This window comes from Pseudomonas sp. S3(2024), from assembly GCF_036861315.1.
Taxonomy (GTDB): Bacteria; Pseudomonadota; Gammaproteobacteria; order Pseudomonadales; family Pseudomonadaceae; genus Aquipseudomonas; species Aquipseudomonas putida_A.
This window is the reverse complement of sequence record NZ_JAZAQQ010000011.1, coordinates 36,447-57,694: the sequence shown is the minus strand read 5'-3', so window position 1 is coordinate 57,694 and position 21,248 is coordinate 36,447. Positions and strand designations below refer to the sequence as shown.

Below are 21,248 nucleotides of genomic sequence, written 5' to 3'. Positions count from 1 at the left end.
TCGCGAGCAGGCTCACTCCTACAGGAATTGCGCACAATTCTGATGGGGTAGCCGCTGCATGTATCAATACGACGATTACGACCGCGCACTGGTGTTCGAGCGCGTTGCGCAGTTTCGCGATCAGGTCGAGCGCTTCATGGCCGGAGAGTTGAGCGAGGAGGAGTTCCTGCCGCTGCGCCTGCAAAATGGCCTGTACCTGCAAAAGCACGCCTACATGCTGCGGGTAGCGATTCCTTACGGCACCCTGAGTGCCGAACAGATGCGTACGCTGGCGAGCATCGCCGCCGATTACGATCGCGGCTACGGCCACTTCACCACGCGGCAAAACCTGCAATTCAACTGGATCGAACTGGCGCAGGTGCCGGACATCCTTGAACGCCTGGCGCAGGTCAACATGCACGCGATCCAGACCTCCGGCAACTGCGTGCGCAACATCACCACCGAAGCCTTCGCCGGGGTCGCGGCGGACGAGTTGATCGACCCGCGCCCGCTGGCCGAGATCTTGCGGCAATGGTCGACGATCAACCCGGAGTTCCTCTTCCTGCCGCGCAAGTTCAAGATCGCCATCTGCTCGGCGAAGCAGGACCGTGCGGCGATCATGATGCATGACATCGGCCTGTATCTTTATCCGGGGCGCGACGGGCAGATGCTGCTGCGGGTGATCGTCGGTGGCGGGTTGGGGCGCACGCCGATCCTCGGTCTGCAGATTCGCGAAGGCTTGCCGTGGCAGCATCTGCTGTCCTACGTCGAAGCGATCCTGCGGGTCTACAACCGCCATGGCCGGCGCGACAACAAGTACAAGGCGCGGATCAAGATTCTGGTCAAGGCGCTGGGCATCGAGGCATTCGCCAAAGAGGTCGAGGAAGAATGGCAACACCTCAAGGACGGCCCGGCGCAGCTGACCGAGGCTGAATATGAGCGGGTCGCCAGTGCCTTTGTGCCGCCGATCTATCACACCCTGGCCGATACCGATCTGGATTTCGGCACGCATCTGGCTGAAAGCCCGGCGTTCGCCCGCTGGGTCGCGCGCAACGTGCAGCCGCACAAGAAACCGGGTTACACCAGCGTAGTGCTGTCGACCAAACCGGGTCTGAGCGCGCCGCCAGGGGATGTCACCGGGTTGCAGATGCTGGCGGTGGCCGACTGGTCGGAGCGCTTCGGTTTTGGCGAGATTCGCATTGCCCACGAACAGAATATTGTCCTGCCCGATGTGCAGAAGTCCGATCTCTATGAACTCTGGCAACTGGCCTGCGAGCGCAATCTGGGCAGCGCCAACGTCGGCCTGCTGACCGACATCATCGCCTGCCCGGGCGGCGATTTCTGTGCGCTGGCCAACGCCAAGTCGATCCCGATTGCCCAAGCGATTCAGGCGCGTTTCGACAACCTCGACTTCCTGCACGACCTGGGCGACATCAGCCTGAACATCTCCGGCTGCATGAACGCCTGCGGCCACCACCACATCGGCAATATCGGCATCCTCGGCGTCGATAAAAACGGCAGCGAGTGGTACCAGATCACCCTCGGCGGCGCGCAGGGTAAGCACAGCGCACTGGGCAAGGTCATCGGCCCGTCGTTCAGCGCGACCGAAGTGCCACAGGTGATCGAACGGATCATCGGCACCTTCGTGCGGTACCGCGAAAGCGAGGAATTGTTTGTCGACACCGTGGCACGCATTGGCCTGGAGCCGTTCAAGGAGCGGGTCTACCCGAAAGTGCTGGAGGCGTCGGCATGAACAATCTGCTGCGCCTGGAGCAGGGTGTTGCGCGGCTGATCGAGGATGATCCGTGGACGCTGATCCGCGAGCCGGAGCAGGGCAGGCCACAAGGATTGCTGATCCTGCCGCTGGCGCACTGGCTGCAATCGCCTTCGACCCACGCGGTGTGGCTGGGGCCGGACGATGAAGTTGAAAGCGTGGTGCCGTGGCTGGCCTCGCTGCCGCTGATTGCCCTGGATTTTCCGAGCTTTCGCGACGGTCGCGCCTACAGTCAGGCGTATCTGCTGCGCAGCCGGTTTGGCTGGGCTGGCGAGTTGCGCGCGATTGGTGATGTTTTGCGCGATCAGCTCAGCCATATGCGTCAGTGCGGGTTCGATAGCTTTGCGGTGCGCGAGGACAAATCGGCCGAGGATGCCCTGAAGGGACTGGCGGGGATGAGCGTGCTGTATGGCCGCTCGGTGATCGAACCACGGCCGTTGTTCCGCAGACGCTGAAGACTCTGTGGCGAGGGAGCTTGCTCCCGCTGGAGTGCGCAGCACTCCCCGGTAGGCATGATGCAATCGGTCAGATAAATCGCGTTGTCTGGTTTGGGGCGGTTTCGCCACCCAGCGGGAGCAAGCTCCCTCGCCACAAGTGTTTTGCAGTGACATGCAGGGGAAACCCTTACATCCCGCACCATTCCCGGATTTTTCCTTGGGTCAATGCTGGCCTTTTGGTAGAGTCCCGGTCGCCAGCGGGTTTTCGGCTGGACGACGGAACGAAGAAGGGAGTCTGGGTAGTGAGTGCGGGCAAAAAGATTTTGGGCCTCACGGCGTTGCTGTTGATGCTGACGCTGTGGGCCAGTTACTTCTATGTGTTCAAGGAAAACCGCGACGGCCAGTTGGGCGGCGCCGGTGAAAGCACCGCGTGGTGCGGCGCGCCGCCGTCCACCGAAGCGGCGCTGTTGGGCAAGGATCAACTGACCTTGCGCGTCACCAACAACCTGCGCGGCGAGTTCATGCTCAGTGGCTCGCTGGTGGTCTCCGAACGCACCTTCAACCGTTACGATCTGGGCCGCAACGAACTGCGTCTGCGCCTGGAGCCGCTGCAGTGGTCGTACGGCGTGACGCCGATCTTCCTCGAACAGGTCAAGGTTCAGCCGCTGAACCGCAACCTCGCGTCGCCGACCAAAAGCGCCTACGCCGAGCTTGAGCCACGGCCGATCGGCGTGCAGGGCCAGGTCACCGAATTCCCCTTCGACATCTATCGCTACGGCTACAAACCGGTGCTGTATTACCTCAAGGGCAGCGAGCGCATCGACCTGCGCTTCAAGAACATCACCACGCTGATGGAGATGTCCAACACCTTCACGCCGATTCAAAAATACAACCGCGTCGAGTACATCAACGAGAAGAACTCGATGATCCGCGACGAGGATTACAAGGCCTACGGCCCGCACGAATGCGCGTTCAGCGTCGAGCGCAAAGGCTCGTTCAAGGTCGTGGTGCTGTTGTTGCTGCTGGTGCTGTGCCTGCCGCTGTTGCACGTGTTCTATCGTGACGAGCCGGGGATCGATTTCCTCGCCACGCTGGTGACGATTGCCGTGGTGCGGGTGCTGCTGGTGGGGCCGGTGCAGGACTTCCAGCTGTACAACATCGACTTCCTGTTCGGCGCGGCGATTCTGCTGGTGGGCTCGGTATCGCTGATCAAGGCGATGCGCGCCAACAGCCGGCGCGAGATGGCGTTGAAGAGCGGGGCGACGTCGTCCTGGTAATACTCAGTGTTTGAGACCAATCACTGACCCTGTGGGAGCGGGCTTGCTCGCGAATGCGGTACATCAGTCACCCTTGATGTTGGCTGAGAGAATGCATTCGCGAGCAAGCCCGCTCCCACAAGGGATCAGCGGTTATTTCAGCGCCGGATCCCCCATGTTCATCTTCTTCCAGCCCTGCAACAGCACCTGCGCCTTCGGCTCCTGGCTGTTCTCCAGGTAGTACTGAATCAGCGACAGCCGTGCATTGCGGTTCGCCGGTTGCACCTTGAGCAAGCGCTCCAGCTCATCACACGCCTCGCTCACCTTGCCACTGTCGTGCAACGCCACCGCCAGCACGTAACCGTACTGCGCGTTCTGCGGCTCCAGTTGCGCGGCTTTGTGCAGCGCGGTCATGGCTTCGGCAGTCTTGCCGGCGCGGATCAAGGACAGGCCACGGGTGTGCTGCAACAACGCAGCCTCCGGGTGCGCCTTGAGGCTGTCGTCCAGCAGGCTCTGCGCTTCCTGACCTCGGCCATTGGCCTCCAGCCATTGCACCAGCGTCACCAGTGCCGGGTAGAAATCCGGATCGCGTTTGAGTGCCGTGCGCAGCAACCCTTCGACTTCGGATGCGCGGCCACTGGCCTGATACAACATCGCCAGGTTCAGGTTGGCCTCGGCCCGTTCCGCGAGACTGTTCTGCACCGCCTCATACTCGGCAATCGCCGCGTCCCAATTGTCCTGCGCGGCGCCGAGGCCGCTGTTGCGCGCGACGCTGAGCAGATCCCGCGCCGCGACGATGCGCACGGATTTCACCGGATCGCCGAGCAGTGGCGTCAACAACGATGCGCGCTCGATGGGTGGCAGGAAGGCACTGATCGCCCGCACTGCGCTTTCGCGAACCTGCGGCGCCGGATTCTGCAGATCCCGGGTGGCCAGTTTCAGCGATTGATCGCTTGGGTACAGCGGCAGTTCGGCGAGTAACGTCGCACGCTGAATCGCCGGCAGATCGCTGCGCTGCAACTGCTCATGCAAGGCGTCCGCCGCACCCGGCTGTCCGTTGCGGATCAGCCACAGGCTTTCGTCATAGCGTGGTGTCTGCAGTGTCGAGGCGGAGGCATTCCACAACTTGAACTGTGCGCTGACCTTGTCACCGGCCTTGCCCTGATGGCAGCTGAGACACGCATCGGGCGTACCGAGTTTTTGCGCGCGTTCCGGGTTGGGGATGCTGAAGCTGTGGTCATGGCGCCAGTCGTTGCCCATGTAGAACTTGCCGGGCATGTGGCAATCCACGCACTGCGAGCCGGGCTGGCCCAGGGTGTGACGGGTGTGCTCGATGGAATCGTAGTTCTTCGCTTGCAGGCCCTTGCCGTCGACGCCAGCGACCGAAGTCTTGCCCGCCGTGTTGTGGCATTGCAGACACACGGCGTTGCCCGGCGCCTTGAGTTCAGTGCTGTGCGGATTGTGGCAGTTACTGCAGCGCACACCCTTGTCGAACATCTTGCTTTGCAGGAACGAGCCGTGTTCGAACACTTCATCCTTGATCTTGCCGTCCAGCGCATACAGTTCGCGGGTGAGGGTGCTCGGCAGGTAGTCGTCCATCAAGCGCTTGCCGACGGTGTAGCCATCGCCCAGCGGCGCCCGGCGCGCATGGCAGCGGGCACAGGTTTCGATCTCGACGCTGGCGTTCTTGTCCTTCAGGTCGACGACGAAACCCTTGTGGATCAGGTCGTCTTTTTTCTGCGCCCATTGCAGGTGATTGGAGGCCGGACCGTGGCAGGCCTGACAGCCGACACCGAGGCTGTTCCATTGGCTGTTGAACGTGTTGCTCGCCGCATCGAAATTGCGCTTGAAGCCGGTGGTGTGGCACTCGACGCACATGAAGTTGGCGTTCTGACTGGGCTTGCTCCAGTGCAGCGGATTCTTGAAGTTCACGCCTTGGCCGGGGTAGAGGTGAAACCAGCGGTGTTTCTCGGTATCCCACGCCACGCCGAGCGCCTGCAAACGGCCTTCGCCGACCTCGATCAGGTATTGCTGCAACGGCGCAATGCCGAAAGTGTAGGCAACTTTGAAGTCAGCGTTCTTGCCATCGATGCCGGGGGTATTGACCCAGAACTCGTCGCCCTTGCGTGAGAAACGGGTGGTCTCGTTCTCGGCCTTGAAGGTGACGTTATTGAAGTCGCCAAGCATGGTTTCGCCATTCGCGGCCTGCATCGCCAATTGGTGATGCGAGCCTTGCCAGTCCTTGACCTGCTCGGTGTGACAGCCCTGGCATTGTTGTTCATCGACCATGGTCGCGGGCTGCTGCGCCACAGGTTGCGGTCTGGCGACGACAGGCGCCGCCGCGCTGATCGGCGGGGCCGTGTACGGCGCGGGCGCGGGGCTGAACAGAAACCAGCCAATCCCCGCCACAGCGGCCAGCAGCACGCCGATGGTGAGGGGGAACAGGTAACGTGAAAGGGGCTGTCGGGATGAATCAGGATCAGGCTGTACGACTTTATTTTTATGCTTGGGCATTACGACTTCCGTGGTCAGATGCATTGGCCTGCTGGCATGCGTTCAAGCTCGATGCAGCTTTGCCGGATGCCCGGCGTCTGTCAAACGTCGGTTGTGAAGCAGGCCCCGAAGTTGTGTGAATTTTCCGGTTTTGCAGCGCAATCGGCGGGGTTTTAGCTATACCTGTAACTCCCCCATACGCAATACATTCAGGCCTTCTGACAGGAGTTACAGCATGAAGCTAGCAGTAATGATGGGCACCCTCTGCATCGCCACCCTGGGCGTGGTGGGTTGCTCCAGCAAAACCGTCGCTCCCGATGAGTATTCCGGCTTTCTCAAGGACTACAGCCAGCTCAAGGAGGCCAAATCGCCGTCCGGTGCCGAGGTGATGCGCTGGATCGATCCGAAGGTCGACATCAGCAAGTTCACCAGCGTGTATATCGAGCCGACCCAGCTCTATCCAAAACCACAACCGACCGCGAAGATTTCGCAGCAGACCCTCAACGGCATCACTTCCTATTACGACCAGGCGCTCAAACGTGAAATCAGCAAGGATCTGCCGTTGGCCAACGGCCCTGGCCCAGGGGTGATAGTGGTGCGGGCGGCGATCACTGCCGTGAGCAGCAAGACCGAAGGCCTGCACGCGTATGAAGTGATCCCGGTCGCTCTGGTCGCCGCAGCGGTCAGCACCGCCAGCGGTATTCGCGATCAGGAAACCACCCTGGCGACCGAAGCGGTGTTCCTCGATGGCGGCAACAACAAAGTGGTTGCGCAAGTGGTGCGCAAAGGCACCGGCAAACCACTGGAAAATGAAACCCAGGCGATGAAGGCCAGCGACGTCAAACCGGTGATTGATGGCTGGGCCAATGACATGCATCAGATGTATCTGAATCTCAAGGCCAGCTCCAAATAATCCAGCGAGGCGTGGGCCCGTTCGCGAGCAAGCCCGCTCCCACCTTGAGATCTGCGCCGGACACACAGCCTGTGTCCACTGTAGATCCCCTGTGGGAGCGGGCTTGCTCGCGAAAGCGGTCTTTCAGGCACCCCATTACTGCCCGGTAAACCAACGGAAGTACGGGTTGCCGCCATCCCAACGCATCACTTCACGCATATCCCGCCCCCAGGCATCCCGATCCCCGTCATACGCATGCAGGCTCGCGCGGTAGAACTGCATCAGGCGCTGGCGCTGCGTCTCCAGTCGCTCAGTGAACCCGGCATCGGCATTCACCAGTGGCGGTGGCTGATACAAGTCCAGCAGCGCCGGCAGCACCCGGGTGATTTCCTTGCTGCGCACCCACGGCGCGTATTCGATTCGGGGCCGATCGTCAGTCACCGCCGGCGCGTTTACCGCAAAGCGTTCAAGGCCTGCGCGGTCGGTGACCCAGGTTGCGAGCAACGCTGGTGCCGAGCCAATCCCGACATCCTGCAATGTGCTGCGTACGCTGGCCTGCTGGAAGCGCTCGGTGATTTTCGCCGCGTCCAGTTCCATCGGCTGCAGCGAACCGACCAGCAGCATCTCGTGGAACTCGCTGGTCCACAGCGAGGCATACGGGAACACGTCGAGAAAGCTGCGTACCAGTGAGCGAGAGTCATCAATGTTTTGGGTCGGCAACGGCAGCCATTGCGCGACGATGCCTTGTTGTTCAAGACGACTGGCTGCCAGTTGATAAAAGTCGCGGGAGTACAGATTGACCACGCCGGCCGCCGACGGCGGTGGCGGTTCGAGGGTGATCAGGTCATAGGTCTGCGGACTGCGCAGCAGTTCCTGACGGCCATCGCGCAAGCGAACATCGACGCCGGGATCGCTGGCGGCGTTGAAGTTGCCCTTGAACAGAGGCGCGGCCTTGACCACCGATGGCAGCAGCTCGGCGACCACCCTGTGTTCCAGCCCCGGATAGCGCAGCAGGGCGCCGGCGGTGATCCCGGTGCCGAAGCCGATCACCAGCGTCGAGCGCGGCTCGCCGTTATGGATCAGCAGTGGCAGCAACGCCTGGATGCGCATGTAGCGCAGCGACGGCATGGCATCGCCGGTATTGGACACGCCCTGAATGTACAAGCGGTGGAAGGTGTTCTCACCACGGCCCTGAGCGACCACCGCCACGGTGCCGCCACGGCCTTCCTCGTAGAACGCCAGCGTGCCGTTGCGCGCACCGGGCAACAGGCTGGCGAGTTTGTCCACCGGCGTCAGTACGGCCAACGCCACCGATACCAGTCCCAGCGCGACCACCGCCTGACGCCGGCCTTTTTTGACGTGATGACCCTTGCGGACGGCCACGTAGCCGATGCCGGCAGCAATGAGCGCCAGCAAGCCCAGCGTGCGCACCAGCCCCAGCAGTGGGATCAGCAGGAAACCGCAGAGCATCACTCCGACTATTCCGCCCAGGGTGTTGAACGCAACCACGGCCCCGAAATCGCGGCCGACCCGCTCACGACCGACACTCAAGCGCAGCGCCAGCGGAAACGCCGCACCGAGCAACAGCGTCGGCACGAACACGATGCTCAGCGCCGCCACGGCGAAACGTGCGCTCATACCGGCCAGTTCGCTGGCGCCCAAAGCCAGCAACCAGCTCTCGGCCTGACTTTGTGCCAATACCAGCCAGCGCCCGAGCAGGGCAATTTCCAGCAAGGCGATCAGCCCGGCACCGGCAATCAACAGACCGAACACGCCCCATGGATCGCGAATGCGCTCGACACGGCGGGCGAGCAGGGCGCTGCCGATGAACAGCCCGGTCAGGTACGTCGCGAGCACCACGGCGAACGCGTAGGTGCGGGTGCTCATGAACTGCACGATCGACTGCGACCAGACCACTTCATACCCCAGCGCCACGCCGCCGGCGATGGAGTACAGCCACAGTGCGGTGCGGTCAGCGGCTTTCTCGGTGTGATGTTTGACCGCAGTCGCCACCGGCGTCGGCTGTTGACGCTGCCTCCACAGCGCACCGGCTGCGGCCAGCAGATTGAGCATTGCGGCAAACAGCGCACTGCCGCGCACGCCGAGGGTGGCGATCAGCACGAACGCGGCGAGCAGGGTGCCGACAATCGCGCCGAGGGTGTTGGCCGCATACAGCTGACCGCCGGCCTTGCCCGGATCAGCCGCCAGCGAGCGCACCAACACCGGGAGCGTGCCGCCCATCAACACCGCCGGAATCCCCACCAGCGTGAACGGCAAGCACCAGGCGAGAAGGCCGACATGCGCTTGCAACCAGGCAAACGGGCTCGCCGCCAGGCTCATCGCAACCGTGGTGCCAACACCAAGAGTCGCCACCAGCACTTCCAGCCCGGCGTAAAGCAACACCGGTTGCTGCAAGCGATCAGCCCAGCGCCCGAACAGCCAGCCGCCAATGGCCAGCCCGGCAAAAAACGCGCTGATGCCGGTGGTGATGGCATAGACCTCGACGCCGACCACCAGCGACAACTGCTTGATCCACAGCACCTGATACACCAGCGCGGCGGCGCCGGAGATGCACAACAGCAGGGCGGGGATCAGCAGCGCCGGGGTGGCGGCTTGCGTGGTGGGTATGGCCGACGGCTTGCTGGCGATACGTGAGGACATGCGGATTGCCTTATTTCAATTCAGAAAATGCTGTGTCGGTGCCGGCCTCTTCGCGAGCAGGCTCGCTCCCACAGGGGATTTGTATTGGACGCAAGTCCAGTGTGGGAGCGAGCCTGCTCGCGAATGGGCCGGCGCGGTCTCAGGTGAAAATCAGGGCCGCCCGCCCCTGCGGGCGGGCGGCAGTTCAACGGTCTTACTGTGCAGCCGGTGCCGCTTTCATTTTCTCTTCAATCTTCGCGTCAACCGCAGCACGGATCTGGTCGATGCTGAAGCTCGCCGGTTTCTGGCTTGGCGGGTACTCGATGAAGGTCTGCAGGAAGCGCGCTGCCTTGGTTGTCGCAACGGCGACCAGGTAAACGTTTTTGGTCGACCAGTCGTAGTATTGATCGGAAACCACGTCGGCCCGCTCGTACGGGTCCATTCTCAGGTTGAAGATCTTGGGCACGCGCAAGGGCGTGAACGGATTGCTCCACACCGCAAAACCACCCGGCGCTCGCTGCTCGGCGAAAACGGCCTTCCAGTTGCCAAAGCGCATTGAAACCAGCATGCCGTCGTCGTTGAAGTAGTAGAACTCCTTACGCTCACCGTTGGGTTGCTGGCCGGTCAGATAGGGCAACTGGTTGTAACCGTCCAGATGCACTTTGAAGTTGTTGCCTCCGGAGGTCGGCGCCCAGCCCTTGAGCAGCTTGTCTTTCACCTCGGTGTCACCGGCAGCAGCGAGCAAAGTCGGGAACCAGTCCAGGCCCGAGAACATCTCGTTGGACACTTCCCCCGGTTTGATCTTGCCCGGCCAGCGAATCATCGCCGGAACGCGGTAGGCGCCTTCCCAGTTGGAGTTTTTCTCGTTACGGAACGGCGTGGTCGCTGCGTCCGGCCAGGAGAACTGATTCGGGCCGTTGTCGGTGGTGTAGACCACGATCGTGTTGTCGGCGATTTTCAGGTCGTCGAGGGTCTTGAGCAATTTGCCGACATCACCGTCGTGCTCCAGCATGCCGTCGGCGTATTCGTTGCCGGGCATGCCGCTCTGGCCCTTCATCGAATCACGCACGTGGGTGAACAGGTGCATGCGCGTGGTGTTCATCCAGACGAAGAACGGCTTGTCGGCCTTGGCCTGTTTCTCGATGAACACTTGTGCGGCGGCGGTAGTTTCGTCGTCGATGGTTTCCATGCGCTTGGTGGTCAGCGCGCCGGTGTCCTCAATCTTGCCGTCGGCGAAACTGTGGATTACGCCCCGTGGCGAGTTGGCTTTGACAAAGTCCGGGTCATCCTTGGGCCAGTAGGGGCGTTCGGGTTCTTCTTCGGCGTTAAGGTGATAAAGGTTGCCGAAGAATTCGTCGAAACCATGGTTGGTTGGCAGGTATTCATCTTTGTCCCCAAGGTGGTTCTTACCGAACTGGCCGGTGGCGTATCCCTGAGACTTGAGCGCCTGAGCGATGGTGATATCGCGCTTTTGCAGGCCGACAGTCGCTCCTGGCGCACCGACTTTCGACAGGCCGGTACGCAGCGGCGTCTGGCCGGTGATGAACGAGGAGCGTCCGGCGGTGCAGCTGTTCTCCGCGTAATAGTCGGTGAACATCATGCCTTCTTTGGCAATCCGGTCGATGTTCGGAGTCTTGTAGCCCACCACGCCCATGGAGTAGGCGCTGATGTTGGTCTGGCCGATATCGTCGCCGAAGATCACCAGAATGTTGGGTTTCTCAGCCGCTGTGGCGGTTGCCGACAGCGCCATCACCGAGGTTGCCACCAGGGCGAGTTTCGGTAGCCACTTGCGTATGCGAGTCATCTGACTTGCTCCTTATCGCGGGGGTCGTTGTTGCGACTTACGTTTCTTGCAGTCCTGCATCACGCTTTTTCTTATTGCACCTGCCCGGTTGCCGGTGGATCGAACGGGTAGATCCGGCGCCATTCGGTCGCCATGTCCACCACGGTCCAGCCACGGGAATTCGCTTCGTCGAGGGCTTTGTCGAGTCGCCCGATATCGGATTTTCGGTCATAGGCCCACTCGCGTCTGGCGTCGGTGTGGTGCACCAGACCCATGAAGCGTTTACCGGGGCCGGCGGCGGTCCACTGCAGCATCTGCAGGTCGCCGTCAGAATTGCCGAACGCGAGGATCGGCCGTTTGCCGATCACTGCATCAATGCTCTCCGGTTTACCCGGGCCGTCATCGTTGTGCGCCAGTTTTCGGGTGCGCAGGATCGAAGCCTTGCCGTCCTTGAACTGGAACGCGGTGACGAACGTGGTGCCGATCACCTGTTCCGGCGGGATGCCGTAAACCTTCTCGGCAAAGGCGCGCATGAACCCTGTGTCGCCGCCGGAAACAATGTAGGTCTTGAAGTCCTGGCTGCGCAGGTAGTCGAGCATTTCCAGCATCGGTTGGAAGATCATTTCGGTGTAGGGCTTGCCGGTCTTCGGATGTCGGGCCTGACTCAGCCAGGTCTTGGCGTAGTCGTCGAAAGCCTCGGTGGTCATGCCGGTGTGGGTGGCGCCGAAGATCTTGATAATCCCGTCCATGCCGGCGGCGGCCAGGGCCTTATGATCATTTTCCAGCACGGCTTTGAATGGCTGGGTGGTTTGCCATTCCGGGTGCTGCGGCGCATTGCGCTTGACTTCGTCGAGGGCGAACAGCAACTCGAAATACATCGGCTGCTCGCTCCACAGGGTGCCGTCGTTGTCGAACACGGCAATGCGATCGGCGGGTTTGACGAAATCTTTGCCGGACTGATCGGTGACCGCTTGCACAAACTCGATGATGTGTTTTTTGGCCGGGCCGTCGTTCCATGACGGCAGTGGCTCGCTGGCCTGGGCCAGCAGCGGCAATGCCAGCGTAAACAACAGTGCAAGGCTGAAACGTTGACGCTGCGGCGGCGGGTTGGTCATGGGAATTCCCTTTCCTGAACGGGGTTGAGCGGGCGCAGGGCCGACGCCGGTTTGTGCGCCTGTTGTTCGGCCTGATTGTGAAGCGTAGTCAACGATTCACGCAGTTGAGCGAGTGTTTGTGCAGCCTGCGGATGACGTCCATAAAGTCCGCGCAACAGGCCTTGCAGGCGCGGGCCGGCATTCATCAGTTGCAGCCCGAGGCGACTGCGCCGCAGCCACAGATACACCGCGCTCAATTGCGCCGGTTGAGCCTGCAGCTGCGGGTTGATCTGCTGCCAGGCGAAGTCCGCCGATTGCTCCCAGGCCAGTTGCCGCGCGTGCTTGCGCGCCTGCCATTGGTGCCGGGCGCGCATCAGCGCCGGACGCAGCCAATAACCGACGCCAATGCACACGGCGAGTAGCGCCAGCCACAGCAGCCAGCGCGTGGAAAAATGCGGGTTGTTGCGGCCGAGTTGCTGGAGATCCTCGGTGATCGAAAACACCGGTTTGTAGGCGCTATTGGCTGTGGCCTCAAAGGATATGGCGGGCACCTGCGCCGTTCGGCTCTGCTGCGTTTTGACGTCCCACCATTTCACCGCGATGGCCGGCAGGGTGTAGGCGCCAGCCTTGTCGATGCGGTAGGTGACGGCGTCGATGCGCTGACCACCGAGCACGTTGCCGCGACCGTCATCTAGCCGGGTGACTTGCGGGGGCTGCAAATAACGACTCAGGCCGGCCACGTCACTCAATGGTGGAACCGACAGCGCCATCGCCAGTGCGCCGTCGGCCTGCAGGGTCAGTTGGCGGGTAACGCTGTCGCCGATTTTTAACGGGGTTGTCGAATTGATCAGGCTTTGGCTCAGGCGCACACCGCTGGCCACCAGCGGCGTTTCTCCGGGCTTGAATCCGGGAGGTTGAGCGGCGCTGAAGTGCAATGGCTGGCTGTGTGCGCTGAGCGCTGTGCTGGCCTGACCGGGTGTCGCACTCACCGTCAACGGCGGAATATCGAAGCGGCGGGCGACATTCGGGGTGATCAGGTAGCTGTAGCGCAAGCCGCTGAAGGATTGCCCGTCGATGGTCTGATTCAGGTGTTGGGCCTGGCCGTCCGGCGGCGTGACCAGGGCGCCGTCGAGTTTCAGCTCGGGCAGGGTGGCGGCGCTGGTGAACCAGGTGTCGGTGAGCACGTCGACTTGCAGCTCGACCAGTCCGCCGACCATGGCGCCTTCGGCGGGTTGCAGGTGGGCCTGGATTTTCAGTTGGGGTTCGGCGGCAGAGGCCTGGATTGTGAACAGGCAACTGGTGAGCAGGGTCAGCAGGGTTGCGGTGATCAGGCGGGCGCCATCGCGAGCAGGCTCACTCCTACAGAAGATTTTCGGCGCACACAAATCCCCTGTAGGAGTGAGCCTGCTCGCGATGGCCGCAACCCGGTTCATGGTCTGGCCCCCGACTGATCCTGCAAACTGAATTTCTGCCTGAGAAACTTCGCCGGCGAGGTGCTCAGGTTCTGCAGCCACAACGCGTCGGACGCTGCCTGCTCGGTCTCGACCTTTTTGCTCTGGCCCTTGCCCGGCGCCTTGTCGAATTTCACTTCGTCCGGTTTGGTCTCGGGGGCGTTCTTTTCGGCGCTGTCGGTGTCCTTGAGCAACGCCTGCGCCAGCGCCAGATTGGCTGTGGCCTCGGGGAATTGCGGTTGTCTTTGCAGGGCCTGGGTGTAAGCGGCAATCGCCTGATCGAACTTGAAACGCCGTACGTAAATGTTGCCCAGGTAGAACCACGCTTGCGCCGTGTCCAGGCGGGCAAAGGTCGCTAGTGCGAGGTCGTAGTCTGCCGCGTGATAGGCCGCGACGCCTTTCCAGTACGGATCGACAAACAGCGCCGCCGCTTGCGGCCAATGCTCATGCTCGGCGGCCCAGCGCCCTTGCTGATCGCGGGTGAAAAACGCGTCGGTCAGTGCGCTGGCCTGGGCGGGTGCGGCAGGCCAGCCAAGGCTTGTGGCCAATAGCAGCGCCGGTACCCAGTTGACGCTCCAGCTCTTGCGCACACCGAGCAGCGCCAACAATAGAAGAGGCCAGCACAGCCAGTAACCGGCATCCTTCCAGTGCAATTGCTGCTGTTCGGCGCTGGCACTCTGGAAGTGTTGTTGGGCGTGCAACTCGATCCAGTCCAGATCATCGTCGTCGAGGGTGAGGCTGCCCAGAGGCGCGTCGAGGGCGGCGGCCAATTGCTTGAGTGCCGCCGGATCGAAATGGCCGAGCAGCGGACGCCCGTTGCTGTCGACTGCCGGCTGGCCATTGGCGCCCTGAATCACGCCGCCATCCGCGTTGCCCACCGCCAGTACCAACACCTGTAGCTGACTGCCTTTGAGTCGCTGGTCGAGGCCATCGAGTTGCGTGGTGTCAGCGCCGTCGGTGAGCAGCAGCAGGCTGCCCGGGGTTTGCTCGGCGCTGAGCAGGCGTCTGGCCTGCTCGATGACGGCGCTAACGTCCTTGCCCGGTTTGTCGATGAGGCCTGTGCCCAGCGCCTGAATGAAGATGTCGAGCAACGCCGGATCGTCGGTCGGCGGCAACACCAGATGCGCGCTGCCGGCATAGGCGATCAGCGCGGTGCGGGCGCCGGCGCGACGCTGAATCAGGTCGTGGAGTTTGTGCTTGGCCGCTTCCAGGCGCGTCGGTGGCACGTCGCTGGCGTCCATCGATGGCGACAGATCCACGGCGACGATCAGCGGCGCGCGATTCTGCAGAAAGTCCGGGCGATCCTGCTCCCAGGTCGGCCCGGCGGCGGCGAGCGCCCCGAGTGCCAACACCGCGCACAGCCAGTGCACCGGGCGCAGACGCTGCTGATCCGTTGGCGTGACCAGCAGGTGCGGCAGCAAGTGTTCGGCGATGTTGCTGCGCAGCCGCCGTTGCAAGTCGCGGCTGCGGCGCCAGAGCAGCGGCAGCAGCGCGGCGAACAGCGCGAGCAGCAACCACAGCGGGCGTAAAAAGTGGAAGTCGCTGAGATTGATCTCCATCTCAGGCCTCCTGCCGCTGGCGGGCCAGCGCCAGGCGCGGGCGCAGCAGGGCACCGAGGTGATACAGCGCCAACAGCGTCAGCGCCGCGCCCAGCGGCCAATGAAACAACTCGCGTTGCGGCTGATGGCTAAGGGTTTTCACTTGATGCGGCGTGAGGCGATCGAGGGTGCTGTAGACCTGATCCAGTGCCGTACGATCTTCGGCGCGGAAGAACTGCCCGCCAGTGGTTTGGGCGATCTGTTGCAGCCCGCGCAGATTGACCTGCGCCTCGCCGGACGCCGTCGGGTCGCCGATGCCGATGGTGTGAATGACCACGCCTTTGTTGGCGGCCATTTCCGCGGCGTGGTCGGGGGTGATCGCGCTGCTGGTGTCGTTGCCGTCAGTGAGCAGGATCAGCACCTTTTGCTGTTCGTGCGCCTGGTCGAGCAGCTTCAGGCTCAATCCGATGGCATCACCGATGGCGGTGTTGGGCCCGGCCATGCCGATACCAGTGTCGGCCAGCAACAGCGCAAGGCTGGCGTGGTCGAGGGTCAGGGGTGCCTGCGGATAGGCGCCGCTGCCGAACACGATCAGACCGATGCGGTCATCCTTGCGCTTGGCGATGAAGCCTTGCACCACCTGTTTGACGGCGGCGAGGCGATTGATTTTCTGGCCATCGGCATTGCTGAAATCTTCAGTCTCCATCGATTGCGAGAGGTCGATGGCGAGCATCAGGTCGCGTACCGGTTGCTGGCGTTCGATGGGCTTTTCGACGAACACCGGGCGCGCGGCGGCGAGCAGGATCAGCGCCCAGACCAGCAGATTGAGCAGCCCTTGCCAGTGGTTCTGACGATTACCAACCCGGTTCGGCGCTTCCCCGACGGCGCGGCTCATGGCGCCGAAAAACGGCACGCGCACGGCGCTGCGCGCCTCCTGATACGCCGGTAGATAACGCAAGGTCAGCCACGGCAGCGGCAGTAGAAGCAACAACCACGGGTAATCAAGCTGCCACATGGTGCTGCTCCACCCAGTATTGGCAGGTGTCGAACAGCGCCTGGCGCTGTTCGGCGGGGAGGGCGCGCAAGGTGGCGTCGGGGGCGTAAGCGAGTTGGGCGAGTTGGGCGCTGAAGTCATCGGGCAGCCTGGTTTTGCAGTGCTGCTGCAGAAAGGCTTGCCACTCATCTCTCCCCAGCGCCGCAGGACTCTGTGGGAGCGGGCTTGCTCGCGAAAGCGCTGTGTCAGGCGCCATCAATGTTGGATGTGCTGACGCCTTCGCGAGCAAGCCCGCTCCCACAGGTCGTGTGTTCCTGTTCCGGGATTGGGTTGGCATCGAAAGGGCCACGCGTTTGAGCAGTTCGGGCAACTCGCGCAGGGCATTGAGGTCATCACTGCGTTCACGCAACTGCGCCAGCCGCACCAGCGCTTCGCGCCGATACTGATCCCGTCGCCACTGCCCATAACGGCGCACGCCAACCATCAACGCCAGCACAACCAACAACGCCAGCAACAGCCACCAGCCCCAGGTCTGAGGCGCATAACTCACCGGCACCGGCAGGCTCAGCTCCTTGAGCTGGCTGATGTCGGGGATATTCGGGTTCATCGCCGTGGGCCGGCAGACTTGCCAAGCTCGGCGCGCAATTGCGCGTGGGCCTCTTCGGCGGTGCTGAACATCATCAGCGGCACCTGACTGCGGCGCAGCAGGGTGGCGACGTCCTTAAGGCGGCCACCGAGATAATCACCCAACGGCTGATGCACGCTGCGTTTCTCGACAGCCAGTTCCACCTGCAATTGGCCTTGGGTGACCAGCAGCCGGCCATCGCTCGGCAGCTTCAAGGCCAGTGGATCGTAGACTTGCAGGGCAATCACGTCGTTGTGCGCGCGCAGTTGCCGCATCAATTGCAAGGTGCGTTCATCCGCCCCGGCGAAGTCGCTGACGATGCAGATCAAATGGTCGTGACCGGCCAACGCCAGGCAACGCTGCAAGGCCTTGTCCAACTGATCCTCGTCTTCGGCGTCGGGATTGGCCGCGTTCAGCGCCTGATTCTGTTGCGCCACGCGGCTGAGCAGGGCTTCGACCCGTTTGCGACTGCGCAACGGCGCGATGCAGTCGATGCGCTGATCGTTGAACACCAGACCGCCGACCCGGTCACCGGCGTTGAACACCATCCACGCCGCCAATGCCGCCAGTTCAGCGGCGAGGGCGGATTTGAAACTGTGTTGCGAGCCGAAGAACATCGACATGCGCTGATCGACCACGATCAACGCCGGGCGGTCGCGCTCTTCAGTAAAAGTGCGTACCACCGGTTTGCCGGTGCGCAGCGAGGCACGCCAGTCGAGGTGGCGCAAATCATCGCCGGGTTGATAGCGGCGCAACTCATCGAAGTTCAAACCACGGCCACGCAGGCGCGAGGCATGATTGCCGGCAAGGATGCTGCCTTGAGGCTGACGCGCCAGAAAACTCAGGTCACGGGCCTTGAATTCCAGCGCCATCAATTGCGCCAGAGAAACGTAGACCAGACCGTCCGTGTTCATGCCGGAATCGCCACTTTATCCAGCAAACGGTCGAGCACCTGATCAGCAGTCACGCCATCCGCGACCGCGTCGTAGCTCAATTGCAGGCGATGGCGCAGCACCGGATGCACCACGGCGCGCACATTGTCCGGCGAGACGAAATCCTGGCCCTGCAACCACGCGTCGGCCCGCGCGCAACGATCCAGGCCAATGCCGCCACGGGGACTGGCACCGATGCTGATCCAGCGTCCGAGGTCTTCGTCGTAATCGGCCGGGTGGCGAGTGGCGTTGATCAGGTCGATCAGGTAGCGGTCGATGGCCGGTGATACATGCACCGCGCTGACCTCCTTGCGCGCGGTGAAGATGACTTCCTGTGACAGGCTGAAGCCCTTGCTCGGCGCGGTGTTCGCGCCTTGGGCAAACTCCTCGGCGCGCAACAGACGCAGCACCTGGCTTTCATTGTCGGCGCTGGGGTAATCCAGCAGCACCTTCATCAGGAACCGGTCCATCTGCGCTTCCGGCAGCGGATAAGTGCCTTCCTGCTCGATCGGGTTTTGTGTGGCGACCACAATGAACAGCTCCGGAAGCACGTGGCTGGTGCCGGCCACGGTAATCTGCCGTTCTTCCATGGCTTCCAGCAGCGCCGCCTGCACCTTGGCCGGGGCGCGGTTGATCTCGTCGGCGAGGATCAGATTGCCGAACAGCGGGCCTGGCTGGAAGCGGATCTCGTTTTGCCCGGCGACCTGATGCAGCACTTCGGCGCCGGTGATGTCCGAGGGCAGCAAGTCCGGGGTGAACTGGATGCGGCTCATCTTCGCGTCCAGGTGCGTGGCCAGCGCCTTGACCGTGCGCGTCTTGGCCAGCCCCGGCAGGCTTTCGAGCAGCAAATGCCCGTTGGCCAGCAGGCCAAGGAGGATCTGCCGAATGACCTGATCCTGGCCGAGTACGGCTTCAGCGATGCTCGCTTGCAGGGCGTTGAGGTCGGTGAGTGCGGTCATGGGACAGTCCTTTGTGGCCGGTCTAGAAAAACGCCAGGGTCATGTTGACGGCAATGCCGTTGCCTTCGGGTCGGTTCTTGGTGTCGAACTCCGGCACCCAGCGCGCACTGATGTTGGCTTGGGCATCGGCGAATTTGCCGCTCCAGGCGACTACCGGCCCGGCGCCGACGGAGCGTCCACGGAAGCCATTGAGGCTGTCGGCGGTCTGCCCCTTGTCGTCGGTGACTTGCTGGATATAACCGGCCGCGAGACCTGCGCTCCAGCCACTGCCGAAGCCGTGAGTCCACAAGGCGTCGAGGGTGAAGATGTTGCCGTTGCGGTAATCGGTGGCGGTGTTTTCGGTGTAGAACTCCAGGCCACTGGACAGGGTGAACTCGCCACCCTTGCCGTCCAGATGGGTGAAGGCCACGGTGGGCATGAACGTGTAATTGTTCTGCCCCGGGTTGGCCAGGCGATTGTCGTTGTAGGCACCGGTCGGCACGTAGATCGGCAGGGACAACGCGATGTGGTTCAATTCGTCGAAGTGGTAGCCGGCGGCAATCGGGGTGACCAGCGCGTCGGCGAACTGAGTCCCGGAATCGCTGGTGCCGAGGGTGCGTCCGCGCGGGCCGGTGATGGCCGCGTCAATGTCGGTGTACTGCACTGGAACGCCGATTGCCGAGGCGAAGTTCCATGGGCCTTTGCCGGTGTCCCAGATGTGCGTCAGGTTGGTCATGGTGTAGGAGACTTTCATGTCGATCCCGGCACTGACTTCACCGGAAATCGGCGCGCCACGACTGCCCTTGAGCGATCCGTCGTACCAGATGCTGGTGACCGAAACTACCCAGCCCGGCTCGGGCGGGATGATCCCGGCGTTGGAATATACTTGTTGCCCGGTGATCGGCCGGCCCACGCCGCCCTCGGCTGCATAGAGTTGAGTACTGCCGATCATGCACAGCGCCAGCAGCGGACGCACAACGTAAGGCTTGACCATCACTGGCTCCGTTTATTGTTTTGAGTTGACCGGGTTGAGCAATGGCATCTTCCACTCGCCGCTGGCCACTTCCGGTTTCGGCAGGTACAGGCGCAACACGCCGTAGAACGGCCCGTTCGGTGCCGGCAGCCAGTTGGCCTGCTTGTCCTTGCCGGGATTTTTGTGCTGCACGTAGAGGGTCAGCCCGCCGTCGGCATCGAGCTTCAAGTCGGGCAGCATCCGCGAGTTGATCAGGTAGCGATTGAGCGGGTTGGCCACCAGCAATTTGCTCTTGCCGTCATACATGGTCAGCGACCAGAAGGCGTCGGCCGGGGGCAGGGCGCCTTTGTCGAAATGCAGGGTGTAGTCGTGTTTCGCCGCGTCGACCGGCTGGCCGTCCTTGTCGACGAAATAACCGATGTAGTTCGCCTCTTCGGCAGAGTTGCCGAAAATGCCCATGTTGGCGCCGGCGTAGCGATACAGGTAATTGCCTTTGAGGTGATCGCGGGTGCCGAACAGGTCACCGCTGCTGATTTCGTGCGTGTCGACCTTGTCTTTCTTGAACGCGGCGAATTCCGCCTTGGCGTCATTGATGCCGTCTTCGAGGGCCTTGCGTTGTTCGGCGCTGAGCTGTTTCAGATCGAATGGCTGACCGGCGCCGATGCCGATTTTGGCGAAGCGCGCGAGCAGGTCTTTTTCGACATCCTGCGGCGGAGTGAAGGCGAGCATGAAGTTCAGGTAGCGAAACAGATCCGGCGTTTCACTCATGGTCGGCGTCGGTTTCGGCCAACTGACTTTCGGTGCCGGCGCCGGAGCTTTCTGTTTCACGTATTTGCTCAGCGGCTCGACCTTGTAGCCTTTCTGGATCTGCTTGACCTTGCCCAGATCTTTTTCGTCGAACAGCTGCGTGCGGTACAGCGCGTAGGCGATGTTGCTTTCGCTGCGCACCAGGCGGTCGATGTTGATCGGTTGCTGACCCTGCCAGTCAGGCCCGGCGATCATGAAATGGCCACCGTTATTCCCGGTGCTGCGGGTGCCCAGATAAGCGAAGTTCTGCGTGTAGGCGTCGATCAGTTGCACCGAGTAGTAACGGTGCTCTTCGATCGGCGGCAAGGTCAGGATCAGCGGTTCGCTGCGCAAGTCCATCCAGACGAACGAGTAGGGCGTGTCGGCGTTCGGCGTGACGAACGCGGTGTCCTTGGCGGTGAAGGCCTTGGCGGTGTTGCCGATCTGGTTGAACGGTGCCTTGAAGTTCGGGCTCTTGCTGTCCACGGCCTGGGTGTAGAGGGTCTTGTACATCTCCACGACCGGGAAGCCATACAGATAAGCGTCCTTGGCGATGCCTCGGGCTTCTTCGGGGCTGGCGCTGAAATCGGCCCAGGCGCTACTGCTCAGGGCGAGGGTGATACCGGTCAGCCATAGATTGCGTGTGTTCATGCGGCGTCCTTA

General features: G+C 62.3%; 16 protein-coding genes. 4 read left to right on the top strand and 12 right to left on the bottom strand.

What is annotated here, in order from left to right:
• The first annotated feature begins 58 nt into the window (after nucleotides 1-58).
• The 3 genes from VLA07_RS23310 to VLA07_RS23300 all read left to right on the top strand — a co-directional run bounded on the left by VLA07_RS23310 (nucleotide 59) and on the right by VLA07_RS23300 (nucleotide 3,467).
• Nucleotides 59-1,732 carry a nitrite/sulfite reductase gene (locus tag VLA07_RS23310; protein ID WP_333991694.1) on the top strand — a complete coding sequence of 558 codons (1,674 nt, stop codon included), beginning with the start codon at nucleotides 59-61 and terminating at the stop codon, nucleotides 1,730-1,732.
• Entirely contained in the window at nucleotides 1,729-2,208 is a 480-nt protein-coding gene (locus VLA07_RS23305) for a DUF934 domain-containing protein (protein WP_047602172.1), read from the top strand. The genes VLA07_RS23310 and VLA07_RS23305 overlap by 4 nt, the downstream gene beginning before the upstream one ends.
• 284 nt (nucleotides 2,209-2,492) lie before the next feature.
• Nucleotides 2,493-3,467: a hypothetical protein gene (locus tag VLA07_RS23300; protein WP_333991692.1), complete on the top strand. Its 975-nt coding sequence runs from the start codon at nucleotides 2,493-2,495 to the stop codon at nucleotides 3,465-3,467.
• 132 nt (nucleotides 3,468-3,599) lie between these two features.
• On the opposite strand, the gene VLA07_RS23295 is transcribed toward VLA07_RS23300, so the two are convergent.
• Complete coding sequence (locus VLA07_RS23295) at nucleotides 3,600-5,960, bottom strand: tetratricopeptide repeat protein (protein WP_333991691.1); 2,361 nt, start codon at nucleotides 5,958-5,960, stop codon at nucleotides 3,600-3,602.
• A gap of 214 nt (nucleotides 5,961-6,174) precedes the next feature.
• Here VLA07_RS23295 and VLA07_RS23290 point away from each other — a divergent pair, with 214 nt between their 5' ends.
• Nucleotides 6,175-6,852: a DUF3313 domain-containing protein gene (locus VLA07_RS23290; protein ID WP_333991689.1), complete on the top strand. Its 678-nt coding sequence runs from the start codon at nucleotides 6,175-6,177 to the stop codon at nucleotides 6,850-6,852.
• Nucleotides 6,853-6,987: 135 nt separating this feature from the next.
• Here VLA07_RS23290 and VLA07_RS23285 read toward each other — a convergent pair whose 3' ends face one another.
• The 11 genes from VLA07_RS23285 to VLA07_RS23235 all read right to left on the bottom strand — a co-directional run bounded on the left by VLA07_RS23285 (nucleotide 6,988) and on the right by VLA07_RS23235 (nucleotide 21,236).
• A complete protein-coding gene (locus VLA07_RS23285) occupies nucleotides 6,988-9,492 on the bottom strand; it encodes a fused MFS/spermidine synthase (RefSeq protein WP_333991687.1) in 2,505 nt (834 codons plus the stop codon).
• Between the two features lie 193 nt (nucleotides 9,493-9,685).
• Nucleotides 9,686-11,275, bottom strand: a complete 1,590-nt coding sequence (locus VLA07_RS23280) for an arylsulfatase (RefSeq protein ID WP_333991685.1) — start codon at nucleotides 11,273-11,275, stop codon at nucleotides 9,686-9,688.
• A gap of 71 nt (nucleotides 11,276-11,346) precedes the next feature.
• Nucleotides 11,347-12,369: an HAD family hydrolase gene (locus VLA07_RS23275; protein WP_333991682.1), complete on the bottom strand. Its 1,023-nt coding sequence runs from the start codon at nucleotides 12,367-12,369 to the stop codon at nucleotides 11,347-11,349.
• Entirely contained in the window at nucleotides 12,366-13,781 is a 1,416-nt protein-coding gene (locus tag VLA07_RS23270; protein WP_333991680.1) for a hypothetical protein, read from the bottom strand. The genes VLA07_RS23275 and VLA07_RS23270 overlap by 4 nt, the downstream gene beginning before the upstream one ends.
• Complete coding sequence (locus VLA07_RS23265; RefSeq protein WP_333991678.1) at nucleotides 13,778-15,358, bottom strand: VWA domain-containing protein; 1,581 nt, start codon at nucleotides 15,356-15,358, stop codon at nucleotides 13,778-13,780. Before VLA07_RS23265 ends, VLA07_RS23270 begins: the two co-directional genes overlap by 4 nt.
• A gap of 1 nt (nucleotide 15,359) precedes the next feature.
• Complete coding sequence (locus VLA07_RS23260; RefSeq protein WP_333991676.1) at nucleotides 15,360-16,352, bottom strand: vWA domain-containing protein; 993 nt, start codon at nucleotides 16,350-16,352, stop codon at nucleotides 15,360-15,362.
• Nucleotides 16,339-16,938 (bottom strand): DUF4381 domain-containing protein, encoded by a 600-nt coding sequence (locus tag VLA07_RS23255; protein ID WP_333991673.1) that lies wholly within the window; start codon nucleotides 16,936-16,938, stop codon nucleotides 16,339-16,341. The genes VLA07_RS23260 and VLA07_RS23255 overlap by 14 nt, the downstream gene beginning before the upstream one ends.
• Nucleotides 16,935-17,870: a DUF58 domain-containing protein gene (locus VLA07_RS23250; protein WP_333991669.1), complete on the bottom strand. Its 936-nt coding sequence runs from the start codon at nucleotides 17,868-17,870 to the stop codon at nucleotides 16,935-16,937. The genes VLA07_RS23255 and VLA07_RS23250 overlap by 4 nt, the downstream gene beginning before the upstream one ends.
• Nucleotides 17,867-18,847 carry an AAA family ATPase gene (locus tag VLA07_RS23245; protein ID WP_333991667.1) on the bottom strand — a complete coding sequence of 327 codons (981 nt, stop codon included), beginning with the start codon at nucleotides 18,845-18,847 and terminating at the stop codon, nucleotides 17,867-17,869. The genes VLA07_RS23250 and VLA07_RS23245 overlap by 4 nt, the downstream gene beginning before the upstream one ends.
• Nucleotides 18,848-18,869: 22 nt before the next feature.
• Nucleotides 18,870-19,820, bottom strand: a complete 951-nt coding sequence (locus tag VLA07_RS23240) for a SphA family protein (RefSeq protein ID WP_096797335.1) — start codon at nucleotides 19,818-19,820, stop codon at nucleotides 18,870-18,872.
• A gap of 12 nt (nucleotides 19,821-19,832) precedes the next feature.
• On the bottom strand, nucleotides 19,833-21,236 hold the full coding sequence (locus VLA07_RS23235; protein ID WP_333991666.1) for a DUF1254 domain-containing protein: 1,404 nt from the start codon (nucleotides 21,234-21,236) through the stop codon (nucleotides 19,833-19,835).
• Nucleotides 21,237-21,248 lie beyond the last annotated feature (12 nt).